General features: G+C 68.8%; 11 protein-coding genes. 10 read left to right on the forward strand and 1 reads right to left on the reverse strand.

From position 1 onward, the window contains the following. Positions 1-9: 9 nt before the first annotated feature. The 10 genes from fcl to LXT12_RS13755 all read left to right on the forward strand — a co-directional run bounded on the left by fcl (position 10) and on the right by LXT12_RS13755 (position 12,296). Positions 10-933, forward strand: a complete 924-nt coding sequence (gene fcl / locus LXT12_RS13710; protein WP_233392748.1) for a GDP-L-fucose synthase — start codon at positions 10-12, stop codon at positions 931-933. Further along, a complete protein-coding gene (locus tag LXT12_RS13715) occupies positions 930-2,351 on the forward strand; it encodes an O-antigen ligase family protein (protein WP_233392749.1) in 1,422 nt (473 codons plus the stop codon). Before fcl ends, LXT12_RS13715 begins: the two co-directional genes overlap by 4 nt. Beyond that, positions 2,344-3,864 carry a lipopolysaccharide biosynthesis protein gene (locus LXT12_RS13720; protein WP_233392750.1) on the forward strand — a complete coding sequence of 507 codons (1,521 nt, stop codon included), beginning with the start codon at positions 2,344-2,346 and terminating at the stop codon, positions 3,862-3,864. The genes LXT12_RS13715 and LXT12_RS13720 overlap by 8 nt, the downstream gene beginning before the upstream one ends. After that, complete coding sequence (locus LXT12_RS13725; protein WP_233392751.1) at positions 3,861-5,075, forward strand: glycosyltransferase family 4 protein; 1,215 nt, start codon at positions 3,861-3,863, stop codon at positions 5,073-5,075. The genes LXT12_RS13720 and LXT12_RS13725 overlap by 4 nt, the downstream gene beginning before the upstream one ends. A 5-nt stretch (positions 5,076-5,080) precedes the next feature. Beyond that, positions 5,081-5,836: a glycosyltransferase family 2 protein gene (locus tag LXT12_RS13730; protein WP_233392752.1), complete on the forward strand. Its 756-nt coding sequence runs from the start codon at positions 5,081-5,083 to the stop codon at positions 5,834-5,836. A 56-nt stretch (positions 5,837-5,892) separates the two neighbouring features. Continuing rightward, positions 5,893-7,653 carry a right-handed parallel beta-helix repeat-containing protein gene (locus tag LXT12_RS13735; RefSeq protein ID WP_233392753.1) on the forward strand — a complete coding sequence of 587 codons (1,761 nt, stop codon included), beginning with the start codon at positions 5,893-5,895 and terminating at the stop codon, positions 7,651-7,653. 65 nt (positions 7,654-7,718) lie between these two features. Next, complete coding sequence (locus tag LXT12_RS13740) at positions 7,719-8,750, forward strand: hypothetical protein (RefSeq protein WP_233392754.1); 1,032 nt, start codon at positions 7,719-7,721, stop codon at positions 8,748-8,750. A 32-nt stretch (positions 8,751-8,782) separates the two neighbouring features. Continuing rightward, positions 8,783-9,976 (forward strand): glycosyltransferase, encoded by a 1,194-nt coding sequence (locus LXT12_RS27045; protein WP_233392755.1) that lies wholly within the window; start codon positions 8,783-8,785, stop codon positions 9,974-9,976. Further along, the gene (locus tag LXT12_RS13750; RefSeq protein WP_233392756.1) at positions 9,973-11,151 is read left to right on the forward strand and encodes a glycosyltransferase family 4 protein; all 1,179 of its coding nucleotides are present in this window, start codon (positions 9,973-9,975) and stop codon (positions 11,149-11,151) included. The genes LXT12_RS27045 and LXT12_RS13750 overlap by 4 nt, the downstream gene beginning before the upstream one ends. Further along, positions 11,148-12,296, forward strand: coding sequence for a DUF1972 domain-containing protein (locus LXT12_RS13755; protein ID WP_233392757.1), 1,149 nt, complete (start codon positions 11,148-11,150; stop codon positions 12,294-12,296). The genes LXT12_RS13750 and LXT12_RS13755 overlap by 4 nt, the downstream gene beginning before the upstream one ends. 425 nt (positions 12,297-12,721) lie before the next feature. On the opposite strand, the gene LXT12_RS13760 is transcribed toward LXT12_RS13755, so the two are convergent. Next, entirely contained in the window at positions 12,722-15,727 is a 3,006-nt protein-coding gene (locus LXT12_RS13760) for a carbohydrate-binding domain-containing protein (protein ID WP_349255027.1), read from the reverse strand. Between the last annotated feature and the right edge of the window lie 421 nt (positions 15,728-16,148).

Consider the following 16,148-nt stretch of genomic DNA (forward strand, 5'->3'; position numbering starts at 1 on the left):
TGCCCTCTCATGGACAAGAACGCCCGGATCTTCGTGGCCGGCCACCGCGGCATGGTCGGCTCGGCCCTCGTGCGCCGCCTGCGGGCTGGCGGCTATACCCAGGTCTTGACGGCCCCGCGCAGTGAACTCGACCTGCTCGACCAGCGCGCCGTTCATGCCTGGCTGCAGCAGCACAAGCCCGACTACCTCTTCATCGCCGCGGCCAAGGTTGGTGGCATCCAGGCCAACAACATCTACCGCGCCGAGTTCCTCTATCAGAACCTCATGATCGAGGCCAACCTCATCCACGGCGCCCACCTGGCCGGCGTGCAGCGGTTGATGTTCCTCGGCTCGAGCTGCATCTATCCCAAGCTGGCGCCGCAGCCGTTGTGCGAGGACAGCCTGCTCACCGGCCCGCTCGAGCCCACCAACGAGCCCTATGCCATCGCCAAGATCGCCGGCATCAAGCTCTGCGAGAGCTACAACCGCCAGTACGGCCGGCAGTACGTCAGCGCGATGCCGACCAACCTCTACGGCCCCAACGACAACTACGACCTCGCCAACAGCCATGTGCTGCCGGCGCTGATCCGCAAGGCCCACGAGGCCAAGCAGCGCGGCGACAAGGAGTTCGTGGTCTGGGGCACCGGCACGCCGCGGCGCGAGTTCCTCTATGTCGACGACCTCGCCGACGCCTGCGTCCACCTGATGGAAACCGGTGCGGAAGACGTGCTGACCAACATCGGCGTGGGCGACGACGTCACCATCCGCGAACTGGCCGAACTGGTCACGCAGGTGGTCGGCTTCGAGGGCGAACTGGTGTTCGACACGAGCAAGCCCGACGGCACGCCGCGCAAGCTCATGGACGTCAGCCTGCTGGCCAGCCGTGGCTGGCGCGCGCGCACGGGCCTTCGCGAGGGTATTGCCCTGGCCTATGCGGACTTCCTGAGCCGATGAGCGCCATCTTCCAGTACGTCTACCTCGCCGTCTTCTTCGGGATGGCGATGGCCGTTCCGCTGGCGATCGCCACCTGGGTCATGGTCGGCTCGCGGGCGGCCTCGGTCTGGGTGCTGGTCTACCTGCTGCCGCTGTTCTGCTTCCCCAATGCCTCCTGGGGCCTGGTCGAGACGGCGGCAGGCACCAACTTCTACACCCGCGGCACGGGCACCTTCTTCTTCTCGGCCATCAACCTGCTGCTGTTCGGCCTGGCCGCGCAGGCCTTCGTGATGCGCCGCTTCGGCAACCTGCCACCGGCCCGGCACAACCTGAAAGTCCCGGCGGCGATCTTCGGTGCGCTGATGCTGGGCAACCTCGCGGTCTTCTTCGCGATGCCCAACGTCTACTGGTTCCAGCTGCTGGCGCCCTCGGGCCTGCTGAACGTCTTCAACCTGATGCTGGCGTTCTATGTGCTGACGACCTGCTTCGGCGACGACAAGGCCCTGGACCGCCTCGTCAACCTGCTCATCGCCGTCGTGGCCCTGCGGGGCGTCTGGGGCCTGGTGCGCTACGTGGCCCTGGGCGGTGACCCGGCCAATTTCTATTCGAATTTCCAGCACATCAATGTCAAGCTGACCTTCTTCGATATCAATGATTCGTTCCTCGCGGCGACGTGCTTCTTCCTCGTCGTCTGGCGGCTGTTGACCGACCAGGTCCGCGGCCTCGGCATGCGCAGCCTCTACGTCGGCATCGCGCTGCTCGAGCTGTTCATCATCGTCTTCTCCTACCGCCGCACCGGCTGGGCCGGCTTCGGCCTGGCCTTGCTGCTGCTGGCCTTCAACGTCAACCGGGTGCAGCGCGTGTGGCTGCTCGGCAGCTATGTGTTCGCCGGCCTGCCGCTGCTCATCTACAAGCTCGTGCAGCGCAGCGCTACCTCGGTGGCGCATGGCGGCGCCAGCGGTGGCAGCCTGCTGGAGAGGGCCTTTCCCGACATCTTCCAGCACGGCAGCCTCAGCTTCACCACGGGCCGATTTGCCGAGCTCTACGCCGCCTTCCTGTCGGTGCGCGAGAGCCCGCTGTGGGGCCTCGGCGCCTGGGGCCGCTACGACGGCTTCCGCTTCTCCGACCTGGCCTGGCACCAGGGCGACTTCGGCTGGATGCACAGCGGCGTGCTGCACATCGCCTTGAAGACCGGCCTGATCGGTGTCGTGGCGATGTTGATCGTGATGGTGGGCGCCTTCCGGTTCGTGAGTCGGCACCATGCGCGCCTCGCGCCCCGCGAGCGCGGCGTGCTGCTGGCTGGCGCGGCGGGCTTGCTGTTCATGTTGCCGAACTGGCTGTTCGGCACGCCGGTGATCGAGTACCGCACCATGCAGCTGATTGCGCTCGCGCTAGCGCTCCCTTACTGCGCAGTGGCCGTGGCGGATCGACGTGGCTAAGCCCGTGGGTTTGATGCGGGGCGCCGCGTTCAACCTGTTGGGCGCCGCCGTCCCGGCCGTGCTGGCCGTGCTGACGGTGCCCATCACGGTGCGCTACCTCGGCCAGGAGGACTACGGCCTGCTGATGCTCGTCACGTCCATCATGGGCTACTTCGCCCTGATCGACATCAATGTGACGGCCGCGTCCACCAAGTTCGTGGCGCAGCACCATGCGCAGGGCGCACAGCGCCGGGTACACCAGACGGTCACCTTCGGCCTGCTCATCTACCTGGGCATCGGCCTGGTGGGCGGCGCGGCGCTGTGGGCCTTTGCCCAGCCGCTGGCCACCGGGGTGTTCAAGATCAGCCCGGCCCGGCAGGCCGATGCCATCCGGGCCCTGCAATGGGCCGCGCTCGGCTTCCTGATGGGCCAGGTGCAGGTCTACCTGCAGAGCCTGCCCGGCGCACTGTCGCGCTACGACCTGGCCGGCAGCGTGGAGGCCGGTTTCGGCATCCTGCTGCCGCTGCTGACGGTGGGCCTGCTCATGCTGGGCGGCGGGCTGGTGGAGCTGATCTGGCTGCGCATCGCGCTCAGCGTCATCCAGGGCCTGGGCGTGCTGCTGTGGCTGATGCGGCGCATGCAGCTGCGCTGGGCGCGGCCAGATGGCGACACGCGGCGGTCCATGCTGTCCTTCAGCGCGTTCGCCTTCCTGAGCCGCTTCGCCGCGCTGACCTATGCCCACGGCGACAAGCTCATCATCGGTGCCGTCGTCGGCGCCGGCTCGCTGACGCTCTTCGCGGTGCCCACCACGCTCGTCAATCGCGTCATGGCCCTGCTGTTCCGCCTGGCCGCGGTGATGTTCCCGCATGCCAGCCAGCTCGCCGCGCAGAACCGCATGGGCGAGCTGCAGACCGCCTACTTCAGCGCCTCGCGCTACCTCTGCTTCCTGAACGGCGCCCTCGCGCTGCTGCTCGCCCTGCTGGCGCCAGCCATCCTGACCGTCTGGATGGGCCCGGGGTTCGCCACCACCGGCGCCACCATCCTCAGCCTCATGGCCATTGCGCAGTGGCTGGACTCGCTCACCCATGTGCCTTCCCTCGTCAACGACGGTCTGGGCCATCCGCGCGTCAGTGGCCTGTTCGCCGTCACGCGGGCGCTGCTGGGCCTGGGCCTGATCGCGCTGGGCGTCAGCCATGCCGGCATCGTCGGCGCGGCCTGGGCGCATGTGGCGGCTTCGCTGCTGCTGGGGGGCGCGTTCATCGGCTTTGCGCATGGCCGCTCGCTCCCCTTTGCGCTGGGTGCCTGGCTGCGGAAGGCCGCGCTGGTGCCCACGCTGGCCCTGCTGCCGGGGGCTGTGGCGGGCTGGGCGCTGCGCGGCTGGGCCGGCCAGGGTTGGCTGCCCCTGATCGCCGCCTCCGCCGCCGTGGCCCTGGTGCATGCCGCTACGGGCTGGGCCTTTGTCGTCGAGCCCGGGCACCGCGCCGCGGTGGTCGGCCGGTTGCGCCGCCTCGCGGGCATGAGCAGCAACGCATGAAGATCCTGCTGATTTGCGAAAACATCCCCGCCCCGCAGCTGGGTGGCCTGGGCAAGCATGTGGTGGCCCTGGGCAATGCCCTGCTGGCGGCCGGCCACGACGTGAGCCTGATGGGCCGCAGCGATCTGCCCTATGCCGACTGCTCGGACGAGGTAGGCTTTAACGGCCCGTTCATCCCCGGCTTCGGCAACCCCGTCAAGGGCTGGAAGGAAGGCCCCATGGGCCTGTTCAACCCCTGGAAGCGACCGTATTTCGCCAGGCAGATCGCCGCGACCATCGTCGCCCACGCGCCGGGCTTCGACGTGCTGCACTACCACGGCCACCACCCCATGGTGGCGGCCTATGTGCCGCCTGGCCTGCCCTTCATCCAGACCCGCCACGACCAGGGCAGCGAATGCATGACGCATATGCGCTTCCGCCAGGGCCAGGTCTGCAACGCCGTCGACCCGCGGGTCTGCGCCCAGTGCGCTCATCCGCGGCCCGGCCCGTTGCGCACCGCGATTTCGGCGGCGGCCGTGCGTCGCTACCGCGATGAGACGGCCCAGGCCTATGCCCGCCATCCGGTCGTCTTCGTGTCGGACTTCCTGCGCCGCAACTTTGTGCGTGCCGTTCCCGGAGCGGACATGAGTCGCGCGCACGTCATTCACAACTTCGTCGAGGAGTCGCGGCTGCCGCAGCAATCGCGCAGGGCCGGGGAGGGCGTGCGCCTGCATGTCGCCGGGCGCCTGGATGGCGCCAAGGGCATCGTCGACCTGACCCGTTTGCTAGCGCCGGTCCTGCCGGCGGGGTGGACCCTGCACCTCTACGGCGACGGTCCCCGGCGCGACGAAGTGAAATCGCTGTGCGGCGCGCAAGTGCACTGGCATGGCTACACGCCGATGAAGCAGGTGCTGTCCGATCTGGCGCTGGCGTCCGCCGTCGTAGTGCCCTCGCTGTGCGAAGAGGCGTGCAGCACGGTCGTTCTCGAAGCGCTCCGTTCTGGCCAGCCCTGCTTTGCTCTGGAGCGGGGCGGTACGCCGGAACTCGCTCGATACGGCGCCACAGGCCAGCTGCGGCTGTTCGCCGATCTGCCCGCTCTCGTCCAGGGACTGCTGGCTTCGGTCGAGCCCTTGCCGGGCGGCCACGGTGGCGAGTCCGCCGACGTGACCCGGCGCATGCACGAACTTTTGGATCTATATCGCCGTCTGCCGTCACGAGGTTTGCACGCATGAGCGGCATGAACAACGCCAACAGGCCCGCGCCCCAGGTCTCCGTCATCACCGTCAGCTTCAATGCGATGGCGGTGCTGCCCGAGACGCTGGCCTCGCTGCGCGCTCAGCGCGGCGTGGACTATGAGTGGGTGGTCGTGGACGGTGCGTCCAAGGACGGCAGCGCCGAATGGTGCGCGGCGCAGTCGCCCGATGCCTTCATCAGCGAGCCCGACCGTGGCATCTACGACGCCATGAACAAGGCCGTCGGCCTGGCGCGCGGCGAGTGGGTCTACTTTCTCAACGCCGGCGACCGGCTGGCCGATGCGAGCGCCCTGGCCGATCTGGTGGCCGCGGCCCAGCCCGGCGACGGCGTGGTCTACGGCGACGTCGTCTACTTCGGCGAGAGCGGCAAGCGCCGCAAGCGCTTCGACTGGGTCACCGCCGGCAATCTCGTCTACGGCGACCTCTGCCACCAGGCCCTGATCGCACGCCGCCGCTTCTTCACGGAGGTTGCTCCCTTCGACCTGGCCTACCGCTGGAATGCCGACTTCGACTGGCTGCTCAAGGTCGTCGCCACTGGCGCCGGCCTGCGCTACGTGCCGCGCGACGTGGCCCTGTTCCACGATGCCGGCGCCCATGTGGCCGCAGCGCAGAAGAGCGAGATCGAGCGCGACCGCGTGCGCGCCCTCCACTGCAGCCCGCGCTGGCGCTGGCTGCTGGGCCATCTGCTGCTGCGGGTGGAACTGAAACTGCGCCGCCTGCGCGGCCAGGAGATCGCATGAATCGAGGTAACAAGGCTCGCGGCGCGAGCGCTCGGGGAGTGGGGCTGAGGTCGTCCATGCCCTTCTGGTCGCCCGGTTTCCTACTTGCACTGGGGCTCAACCTGTTTTCGGCGCCCGCGCTGGCGACCGACTATCACGTGTCTCCGGCCAACGGCGATGACCGCTATGACGGCTTGGCCCAGGCGACCGCCGGCGACCGCCGGGGGCCGTTCGCGAGCCTGCGCCGCCTTGAGCAGTTGCGGCTGCATCACGGCGATCGTGTGCTGCTGCACTGCGGCGAGCGCTACACCGGCCCCCTGCGGCTGACGCTGGATGACCGCAGCGGCGGTGAGCTGCTCATCGGCAGCTACGGGGATTGCCAACCTGGTCGCGAGCCGGTGCTCGACCCGCGCCAGCCACTGCCGGCGCCGAACCGCGACGGCCTGCTTGAACTGGCGATGCCGACGCCGGTGGTACAGGTGTTTGCCAACGACGAACCGTTGACGGTGGGCCGATTCCCGGCGGCCGGGCCTCTGCTCGTGCCGGACAACACGGACGCCAGCGACAAACGCCGGCTGCCGACGCTGGCCGCACTTGCCGGCAAGCCGCTGGCCGGCGCCCGGCTGCTGGCGCGCACCGAGGAGTGGTACATCGAGGAGCGGGCCGTGCTCAGCGACGACGGGCAACTCGATAAGCCGCTGGAATACGCGCTGCGACCGCGTACCGGGCTGGTCCTCACGGGCAAGCGCTGGATGCTCAAAGGCGGGCGCGGCTGGGTGTGGGACGCCAGCAGCCAGCAACTGACGGTGCAGACCGCGCCGGATGCACGGCTGTCCGCCGTGACGGGCGCACCGCTGCTGGCGGTGGTCGGCGGACGTGGTTCCCTGACGGTGCGCGGACTGGTCTTCGATGCCGCTGGGGGAGACGCGATCAACGTCCGGCTGGATGGGGTGGTCACGATCGAGGACGTGACCATCCGGCGCGCCTACGGCAATGGCATCGCGGTGGCTGGCGCGCGGCAGGCGCTGGTGCAACGCAACCGGATCGAGGACGTCGCTCAGGACGCGGTGTTCTTCGCCGAGGTGCGCCGTGCCGAAGTGCGCGGCAACACCGTGACGGGCGCCGGCATGTACGTCAGCGGCGGCCCGCGCTCGGTGCTGGCGGCGATCAACGCCCACCGCACCGACGCCGCGGTAATAGAAGACAACGAAGTCGACCGTTCGGCCTACCACGGCATCCGCATCGCCGCCGCCGCGCAGGTGCGCAACAACCAGGTCCTCCGCAGCTGCCTGCGCCTGAGCGACTGCGCGGCCATCTACACCTGGCGCCGCAATGTTGACGACCGACGCCCGCCTTCGGAGATCAGCGGCAACGTCATCGTGGGCGTGGCTGGCGACACCTCTGTGAAGCTGGGCGTGAACGACTACTTCGTCGGCATTTACCTCGATGAGTTCGCCAACGACGTGCACGTCGAACGCAACGTGATCGTCGATGCGAACCAGGGCATCTACCTGCACAACGCGTACGGCAACAGCGTCGTCGGCAACATCGTCGCGGTGCGCGGAAAACCGAAGATTGACGCGGCCGACGCAAAGAAGCTGGGCGCGATGGCCGAGCGGCCCAACGACTGGAATGACAACCTCGAGCGCAGCGGCAACTACCAGCTGGCTACCGTCGACGATGCTGGCCGGGCGGGCGCGCGGCGCGGTGCCCCGTCGTTGGCGGCACGCCCGTTGCGGGTGCTGCGCAGCGGCACGGCGGCTCCGGACAGAGATGCAGCTCGCTGCACCGAAGCACCCGCTGTGGCGACGTATGCCGCTGTGACCGTTTGCGACTGATCTGCGATGGATCTTCGATCGAATGCTGCGCCCGGCGCAGCCCCTATCCACTTCCGACCGACCCGATGAGAGCCGATTCAGACCACCACCCTATCGCCGCGCGCGTCGTGCAGCTGCTGCGGGTCACGGGCCGCCAGATGCGCAAACGCCGGGGCCTGGAGAGCTCCTTCTACCCGGCGTGCACTGATCTGACGCTGGCTGCGTGGGACCCAGGACGCTTTCCCGGCGTGGCCTACGGGCAGTCGGCGTCAGACCTGATCCATGACGAGCTGGCCGCCGCCAAGCCCAGCATGATCTGCCGCATCGGCGCATCGGAGCTCAACTGCATGGCCGCGACCAGCACCGAGCTGACCTTGGGCAACGCCTTCAAGCTGGCGGCTGGCGACGACCTGGTGCGCGACATCGGCATGCACCAGGGGCTGATCCGCGGGCTTTGCGCGCTGTCTGGTTTTTTCCCGGCCAGCGTGCCGCTTGGGCGCCGCTTCGTCGAGATGATGTGCGAAGACTTGAAGGACGTGGACGTGCTGGGCACCTGGTGCAAGCAGGAAGTGGTGTTCCGCGACCTGCTTGCGCCGGCGCGCAAGGTGCGCTTCCGCGACCTCGAGCCCTACATGCATGACAAGCCGTGGAGTCGCGTGCTGGCGGGGCAGCGCGTGCTGGTGGTGCATCCGTTTGCCGAAACCATCGCGAGCCAGTTCAAGCGCCGCGCGAAGCTGTTCAGCAACCCCGACGTGCTGCCCGAATTCGAGCTGCAGACGATCAAGGCGGTGCAGTCCATCGCCAACACGAAGACGGAGTTCGAGACCTGGTTCGACGCGCTCGACCACATGAAGGCGCAGATGACGGCTACCGACTTCGACGTGGCGATCATCGGTTGCGGCGCCTACGGCCTGCCGCTGGCCGCCCATGCCAAGCGCCTCGGCAAGAAGGGTGTTCACCTGGGCGGCCAGACGCAGCTGCTGTTCGGCATCAAGGGCAAGCGCTGGGAAACCGGCCACGACGAGATCGCGCGCCACTTCAACGAACACTGGGTCTACCCGGCCGAGGAAGACCGGCCCAAGGACTTCCGCGTCGTCGAAGGCGGGGCGTACTGGTGATGCGGGTCGACGCGCGCAGCGGGGAGTAGGCCGTGCGGATCGCCGTATTCGCTCCAGACTGCCCGTTCCCGCCCGACCGCGGCGGACGCGCCGACGTGTGGCGCAGGCTGCTCGCCCTGCGCGGCGGCGGCCATGAGCTGATGCTCGTGCATCTGTACGAGCCCGCGGGGCCGCTCGCGCCCAAGCCGCAGGACCTCACCGCCATGGATGCCCACCTGGCGCGGCGTTTCGCCTTCCCGATCAAACGCGGGCCATGGCGGACCCTGAGGCAGCTCGCGGCTTCGCCCTGGCTGCCCTGGCACGCTGCGACCCGAGTCCCCGAGGGCGACGAGCGGGCCGCGCTGGATGCCGCGCTGCAGTCCTTCTCGCCCGAGGTGTTGCTGCTTGAGGGACCATGGTTCGGCGAAATGGTCAAGCGCACCGCAGACCGGCTGTCCGTGCCCTACCTCTATCGCTCGCACAACGTCGAGCACCGCTATCTGCGCGGCCAGGCCCGCGCCGCGGGGCATTGGCGCGACCGCATCGCCTGGCGCCTGGCCTGCATCGGGTTGGAGCGTTATGAGCTCGAGCTGATGCGCGGCGCGCACCACGTCTTCGACATCTCCCAGGAGGACCGCGCCTTCTGGGCCGCCCGTGGCGTGCGGGGCAGCTGGTTGCCGCCCGTGCCCGAGCAGGCTTTCCGCGAGCGGCCGGAGCGGCTGGAGCCCAGTGAGGTGCTCTTCCTCGGCAACCTGCGCACGCCCAACAACGTCCGGGGCCTGCGCTGGCTGATCGCCGAGGTGTTGCCGCTGTTGCGGGTGCGCCGGCCAGAGACCTGCCTGACGGTGGTGGGCTCGCGTCCCACACCCGAGCTGGCGCAGGAGCTGCAAGCCCAACCCGGCGTGCGGCTGCGGGCTGACCAGCCCGACGTACAGCCTTGGCTGTTCGGAGCGCGCGTGCTGGTGAACCCTGTCGCGACCGGCAGCGGCGTGCAATTAAAAACCCTGGACATGTTGATGACAGATGCCCCCATCGTCAGCCGAGCCCAAGGCCTGAGCGGCCTGCCGGAAAGCTTTGCGAGCTTGCTTCGCATCGCCGAGACGCCGGCCGCCTTTGCCGATGAAATCCTGGCGGCGCTGCAATTCCCCGCCCCGCCGGATCCGGCCCGCGTGGCGGCGCGGGCGCAGTTCACGCCGGCCGGCGTCAACGACGCGGTCGAGGCGGCGCTCGCCGGAGCCCGCGCATGAGCATCGCACCGCATCGGCCCCATGTGCTCGTGGTCCACTCCTCGGCCGAGCTGTATGGCTCGGACAAATCCCTGCTGGACCTCGTGCAGGCCCGACGCGAGGAGTTCGAGTTCACGGTGGCCCTGCCCGAGGATGGCCCCCTCGTTCCGCTGCTGAGGGCCGCTGGCGCGCGGGTGGCGGCGATGGACGTCTGCAAGGTCAAGCGCGACATGCTCAAGCCCGCGGGCCTGCTGGCCGTCTGGCGCAGCACCCGGCGCAGCCTGCCGGCACTGCAGGCGCTGGCGGGGGACCGGCCCTTCGACCTCGTCTACTCCAACACCATGGCCGTGCTCGGCGGCGCCCTGCTGGCGCGGCGCGCCGGTCTGCCTCATGTGTGGCATGTGCGCGAGATCGTCGCCAACTCGCGCCTGATGACCTGGGGCTTTCGCGCCCTGGCCCTGTGGCTGGGCACGCGGCTGGTCTGCAACTCCGGCCAGACGCGCGCGTGGATCGCCGGCCCGGGGCTGAAGAAGCGCTGCGATGTGGTCTGGAACGGCGTGGAGCTGTCGGTGTCGACGCAGGGCCGGGAGCAGGAACGCAGAGCCCTGGGCTATGGCCCGCAGGATCTCGTCTTCTGCTTCGTCGGTCGGCTCAATGCCTGGAAGGGCCAGTTGCTCGCCGTCGAGGCCTTTGAGCGGCTGCAGGCGCGCGCGCCGGGCCGTCACCGGTTGTTGATCGTCGGTTCTTCCTTCGCCGGCCAGGAGCACTTCGAGGCCGAACTGACGGCACGGCTGGCGGCCTCACCCTGTCGCAACGCCATCCAGCGCCTGCCCTTTCGCGACGATATCGACAGCATCTGGCAGGCCGCAGACGTCGTGCTCGTGCCCAGCCTCGAGCCCGAGCCCTTCGGCCGCGTCGCCATCGAGGCCATGGCCCATGCCCGGCCGGTCATCGCCGCCGCCCATGGCGGCCTGGTGGAGATCGTGGACGACGGGCGCACCGGCCTGCTCTTCACCCCCCGCGACGCCGAGGCCCTGGCCCAGGCCATGCAGCGCCTGAGCGCCGATCCGGCGCTGCGGCAGAGCATGGGTGCGGCAGGCCGCGAACGCCAGGCGTCGCTGTTCTCCGTCGCCGCTTATGCCGAGCGCATGGCCCGCGTCTTCAAGCAAACGCTGACCCGTCACAACCAGGCATGAACAAGCCCACTCCCACCCTACGCATCCTCGGCATCCGCGGCGTGCCCGCTGCGCACGGCGGCTTCGAGACCTTCGCCGAGCGGCTGGCGTTGGACCTCGTGCAGCGCGGCTGGCGCGTCATCGTCTACTGCCAGCAGGAGGGCAGGGAGGCGCTGCCCGACGACGAATGGCGGGGCGTCGAGCGGGTCAACATCGCCGTGCCGGGCGATGGCCCCGGCAGCACCATCCGCTTCGATTGGCGCTCCACCCTTCACGCGGCCAGGCACCCGGACCTCTGCCTCGTGCTGGGCTACAACACGGCGGCATTCGTCGCGGCGCTGCGGCTGCGCGGCGTGACGACGGTCATCAACATGGACGGCATCGAGTGGAGCCGTGCCAAGTGGGGACCGGCGGCCAAGACGTGGTTCTGGCTCAATGAGCGCGCGGGCGCGTGGCTCGGCCACTACCTGGTGGCCGACCACCCGGAGATTGCGCGCCACCTGGCCACGCGGGCATCGCCGCGCAAGATCCACACCATTGCCTACGGCGCAGACCGCGTGGCGCAGGCCGACGCGGCACCGGTGCAGGCGCTGGGCCTGCGGCCAGGCGAGTACGCCAGCGTGATTGCACGGCCGGAGCCCGAGAACTCGCTGCTGGAGATCGTGCGGGCGTTCTCGCGCCGCCGTCGCGGCCGGCAGCTGGCTGTGTTAGGCAACTACTCGGCGGCCAACCCATACCACGAGGCGGTGCGGCGCAGCGCGAGCGACGAGGTGCTGTTCCTCGGCGCCATCTACGACCGGCAGGTTGTGGCGGCGCTGCGCCTGCACAGCGCGCTCTACGTGCACGGTCACCAGGTGGGCGGCACCAACCCGTCGCTGGTGGAGGCGCTGGGGGCGGGCAATGCCGTGGTGGCGCACGACAACCCGTTCAACCGCTGGGTGGCCGGTCCGCAGGCCGCCTACTTTGGCGACGAGGCGGCGCTGGCGGCGCAGTTCGACGCGCTGCTGGACGCACCCGAGCGGCTGCAGGCCATGCGCCAGGCCAGCCTGGACCGCCATCAGCAGGCGTTCCAGTGGCCGGACATCCTGGCGCAGTACCGCGAGCTGCTTGAACTGGCCGGCGGCTTTTCGACGAGCCGCCCGGCTGCCATGGCCGATTCGCAGTAGAGCAATCGACCGCGCGCCCGCTTTGTGTCAGCGAAGCTGGAAGGGAGTAGCGGAGAAAACCAGATGCGATTTTTGCCGTCGGGCAAAGGCAGCTATACGCTGCCCTGCTCACCCGGAGCAGCGCATTTTGAAGCACTGGAGCGGCTGGGCCGCACGCGGCTCCCGGCCCAGCGACTGTAGGCGGGGCGCGTCCGCCGCCAGGGCGGGCGCGTAGGCCAGCACCACGCCGAGCAGGGGGCGGATCAGAGGGCGGCGAGAGGGCGGCGCAGGGACATGCGGAGGGTTGCGGGAGATGCCGGTCGTGCAGTGGAGCCGGCGTTGTCGGCGACGCCTTGCAACCCCGATAAAACGCGCACCCAAGCCCGACACCGAGACAGCAAAGGGAAAGGCACCCGAAGGTGCCTTGAGGGGTGGAGACGGGAGGCTCAGCGGCGCCAGCTCGAGTCGGCGCGCAGGTACAGCTGCGAGCTGCCGGCGGTCAGCGTCTGGGGCAGCGTCACCGGAACACCGTCGATGGTGGTTGCGCTGCAGCCGGCCGGCCAGCCCAGCGAGGCGCAAGTGACCGTGCTGCTCTGGCCTACCGGCGCGGTGGCGACTGCGGCCCAGTCGGCGGTGGTGGAGAACGAGAAGCCGGTGATCTCGCGGACCGACACCGAGTCGAACCGCACGGAAACGCCGGGCGTCTTGACCTGCAGGTTCACACGCGCCAGGTCGCTTGACTTCGGCGTGAAGAAGGCTTCGTAGCGAATGACCTGGCCGGCGCTGCCGCTCAGCGCCACCGACGAGGTGTAGCCGGCGGTGGCCATGTTGTCCCAGGGTGTTGCATTGCGGCTGATGTAAGGCCAGCCCAGCGTGGCCGCGCCACCCAACGTCGCGGTGTAGGCATACAGGTGCGGGGCACCGGCGCGCATCACGAAAGCGGGACTGGCGATCCAGTCGTTGCTGGTGCCAGCCGTCAACTGCACGCAGGTGCCAACGCAGCCGCCGCCGGAGGAGGCGCTGGCGCTGCCGCCGCTGCCCGCATTGCTGAACCAGCTGTTCCAGGCGCCGAAGCCGCTGTCGAAGTTGCCGCCGGGCACGAGCTCGGGGCCGAGAGTCAGTTGGTACAGAGCAAACGCCATAGGCGTGGCGGTCGGCGCGTCGAGGCGGTTAAAGGTGGCCCAGGTGGCTGAGCTCATCCGCGTGTCTTCGGTGTTCGAACGCAGCCAGGCGTGCACACCGTCCGCGCTGCCGTCGAAACGCACCACCTGGTTGCCCGTGAAGGTGTTGTTGCCGGAACTGATCGACGAGGCGGCACCGAAATTGTTGAAGAACCAGATGGGGTACGACTCGCTGAAGGTCGGCAGCGCTGGGAACTGGTTCACCGCCGACTTGACCGGCACGAACTGGTTGTTGCGCCAGATGTTGCCGACCAGATAGTCGCGATCGGTCTGGTCGTTGCTTGCCGTGATCGCAGCCCGTGTCGGGAGCCACACCCGGTTCGACTCGAAGACATTGTTCGAGCCGTTGCGCAGCACCAGGCCGAAGGGCACGTCGCGGACCACGTTGTTGCGCACCGTCACCCCGTGCGAGAAGTCGTCCAGGAAGATGCCGCCGACGACGTCGATGCCGGGGCCAACAGCGCCTTCGGCGTTCGGCCTGCCGCCCTGGACCTGGTTAAGCTCGACCGTGGCGAGTTGGGTCGAGCCCGTCAGCTTGGGGCCGTTCCAGGTATAGATGGCGGCGCAGTCCGACAGGCGCACGCAGTAGCGTGTCACCGCGTTGTTCATGACGGTGCTGCCGCCTGTTCCGGAGAAGCGGATGCCGTGGTAGGCCGTACCGTCGACGATGTTGTTGAGGATCTTTGCCCCCTTGCCGCCTTCAATGGCCGCATGCGACCAGCCCGGGTAGCTGATGGTGCCGGTGTCAGTCACGTTGTTGTCGCTGATCGTGGTGGCGCCGCCGAAGACGGCATCGATGCCGTAGACGAAGTTGTTGCTGATGCGGCTGCTGCGGATCGTCGCGCCGGGCAGGGTTTCGTCCTGCACCACAGAGACGCCTGTCTCGCCGTTGCCGCTGGCCTCGATCCGCTCGACCAACGCGCCGCTCGCGTCCATGAGCAGCAGGCCTTTGACGCGGGCCATGCGCACGGCGATGTCGCGCACGCCGACGGTGGTGCGGTTGGCAACGCGCAGGGCGATGTCGCGCACGCTGCCTTCAACGGTGCGGCTGTTGAGGTCTGCCTGGGCCGTGCTCGACGACGGATAGACGTAGAGGCGGTTGTTGACGGTGTCGTGGAAGAACTCGCCCGGCGCGTCCAGCATCCAGAGCTTGTCTTCGAGCACATAGCCTTCGCCGGCGTCCATGGTGTAGTCGGTACCGGTCGCCAGCGTCAGGGTGCCGGACGCGTAGCCGGCGATGCGGCGCGACTCGATCATCCACGCCGACGTACGTGCGTAGACCGTGGCACCTTCGATGTCCTTGCCGGAGAGGGCTGCGAGATCACCATCGGCAACGCGGATGGACCACTTGGCGCCACCGCCGAGTGAATTGACCAGCGCATAGCCTTGAGACGTCGAGGTGGCGTTCGGCCAGCGGGCGGTTGCCTGCGACGTGCCATCGATGAACAGGCGGCGGATCTTGGGGGTGCCCGCCGGCACGGCGCGCGACCAGACGTTGCCGGACTTGGTCCAGCCGCCGTTGAACAGGTCGGCGCCTGAAATGACCGCCTTGGCCGTGGCGCACTCGGTGCCGTAGCCGGCGATGTTGGTCCCGTTGGCCAGTTGGATGCCGTCCAGCGCCAGGGATTCGCGCCAGACCTGGCCGCACCGCAGGAATACGCTCTGGCCGGTTGTCAGGCGGGCTTCGGTCGCCTTGCGCAGGGTCTTCCAGGGCAGGGCCTGGGTGCCCGGGTTGGTGTCGCTGCCGGCCGAGGCGTCGATGTAGACGCCCGTGCTCCCCGTCGCGCTCACGGCGCCGCCAGGCAGCTGGAAGCGCAGGGCGCCGTTCCAGAACAAGCCTTCCTGGCCCGGCATGGTGTCGACACCGTCAAAGGCGGCGCTGCCGCTGCCGCGGTCGAACACCACGCCCGACCCCGTGGAGGCGTAGGTCTGGCCACCCACCGTGATTGAATTGACCCACAGGTTGCGGTCGATGCCACTGACGACGGCGTCATTGGTGTAGACGATGTCCACGGCGCTGCCCGGACCCAGGTCGGCCACGGTGAAGCTGTAGTCCTGCAGAGTGGTGGAGCGGACTTCGGTCGTTGCCACGAGCAGGCCGTTGACACGGATCTCGATGGTGGGGCCGACGTTGCCGGCCAGCACCCCGCGAGCCCGGACGACCAGCGCGGTGCCGGTGGTGGTCGTGGTCGTGGCCAGAGGCTTCGCGGTGGCGTCGGCGACGGAGGCGGCGCCATCGGCGGTCGAGGTACCCGCAGCGGCGGCGGTCACGGGGGCCGAAGCTGCCGTGCCGGCGGAGGCGCCTGCGACAGAAGGGGTTTCTGCTGACGAGCCGCCGCCTCCCCCTCCGCATGCGGCAAGCAGGGCGCTGGAAGTCAGCAGGCCTGCCAAAGCTCCCTTGCGGGTGTCTAGAAGAATGTGAAAGCGTCGCGTCATGGCTGGGTACAACTCGTGGGGGGTGGGCGCTGATCAGACGACGTGTTCAGCGTGTAGCCCGGATTGTCTGGAGCATGGGCTCCCGGGGCAGTGCGATATCTCGCGGTTGACGGGGGGTGGGGGTAAGGCATTGCAACGACCGAGCACTAGTTCCCATCCCGGCGCTCCGGCTCGGGCTGAGGCCCGGCTTTCGCTGCGCGCTTGATCAGAATCAAGCGCCGTGCGGGCCGGCCGTTACGGCTTTTGACCAATCCAC

The sequence above is a fragment of the Pelomonas caseinilytica genome (assembly GCF_021353235.1).
Taxonomy (GTDB): domain Bacteria; phylum Pseudomonadota; class Gammaproteobacteria; order Burkholderiales; family Burkholderiaceae_C; genus Pelomonas; species Pelomonas caseinilytica.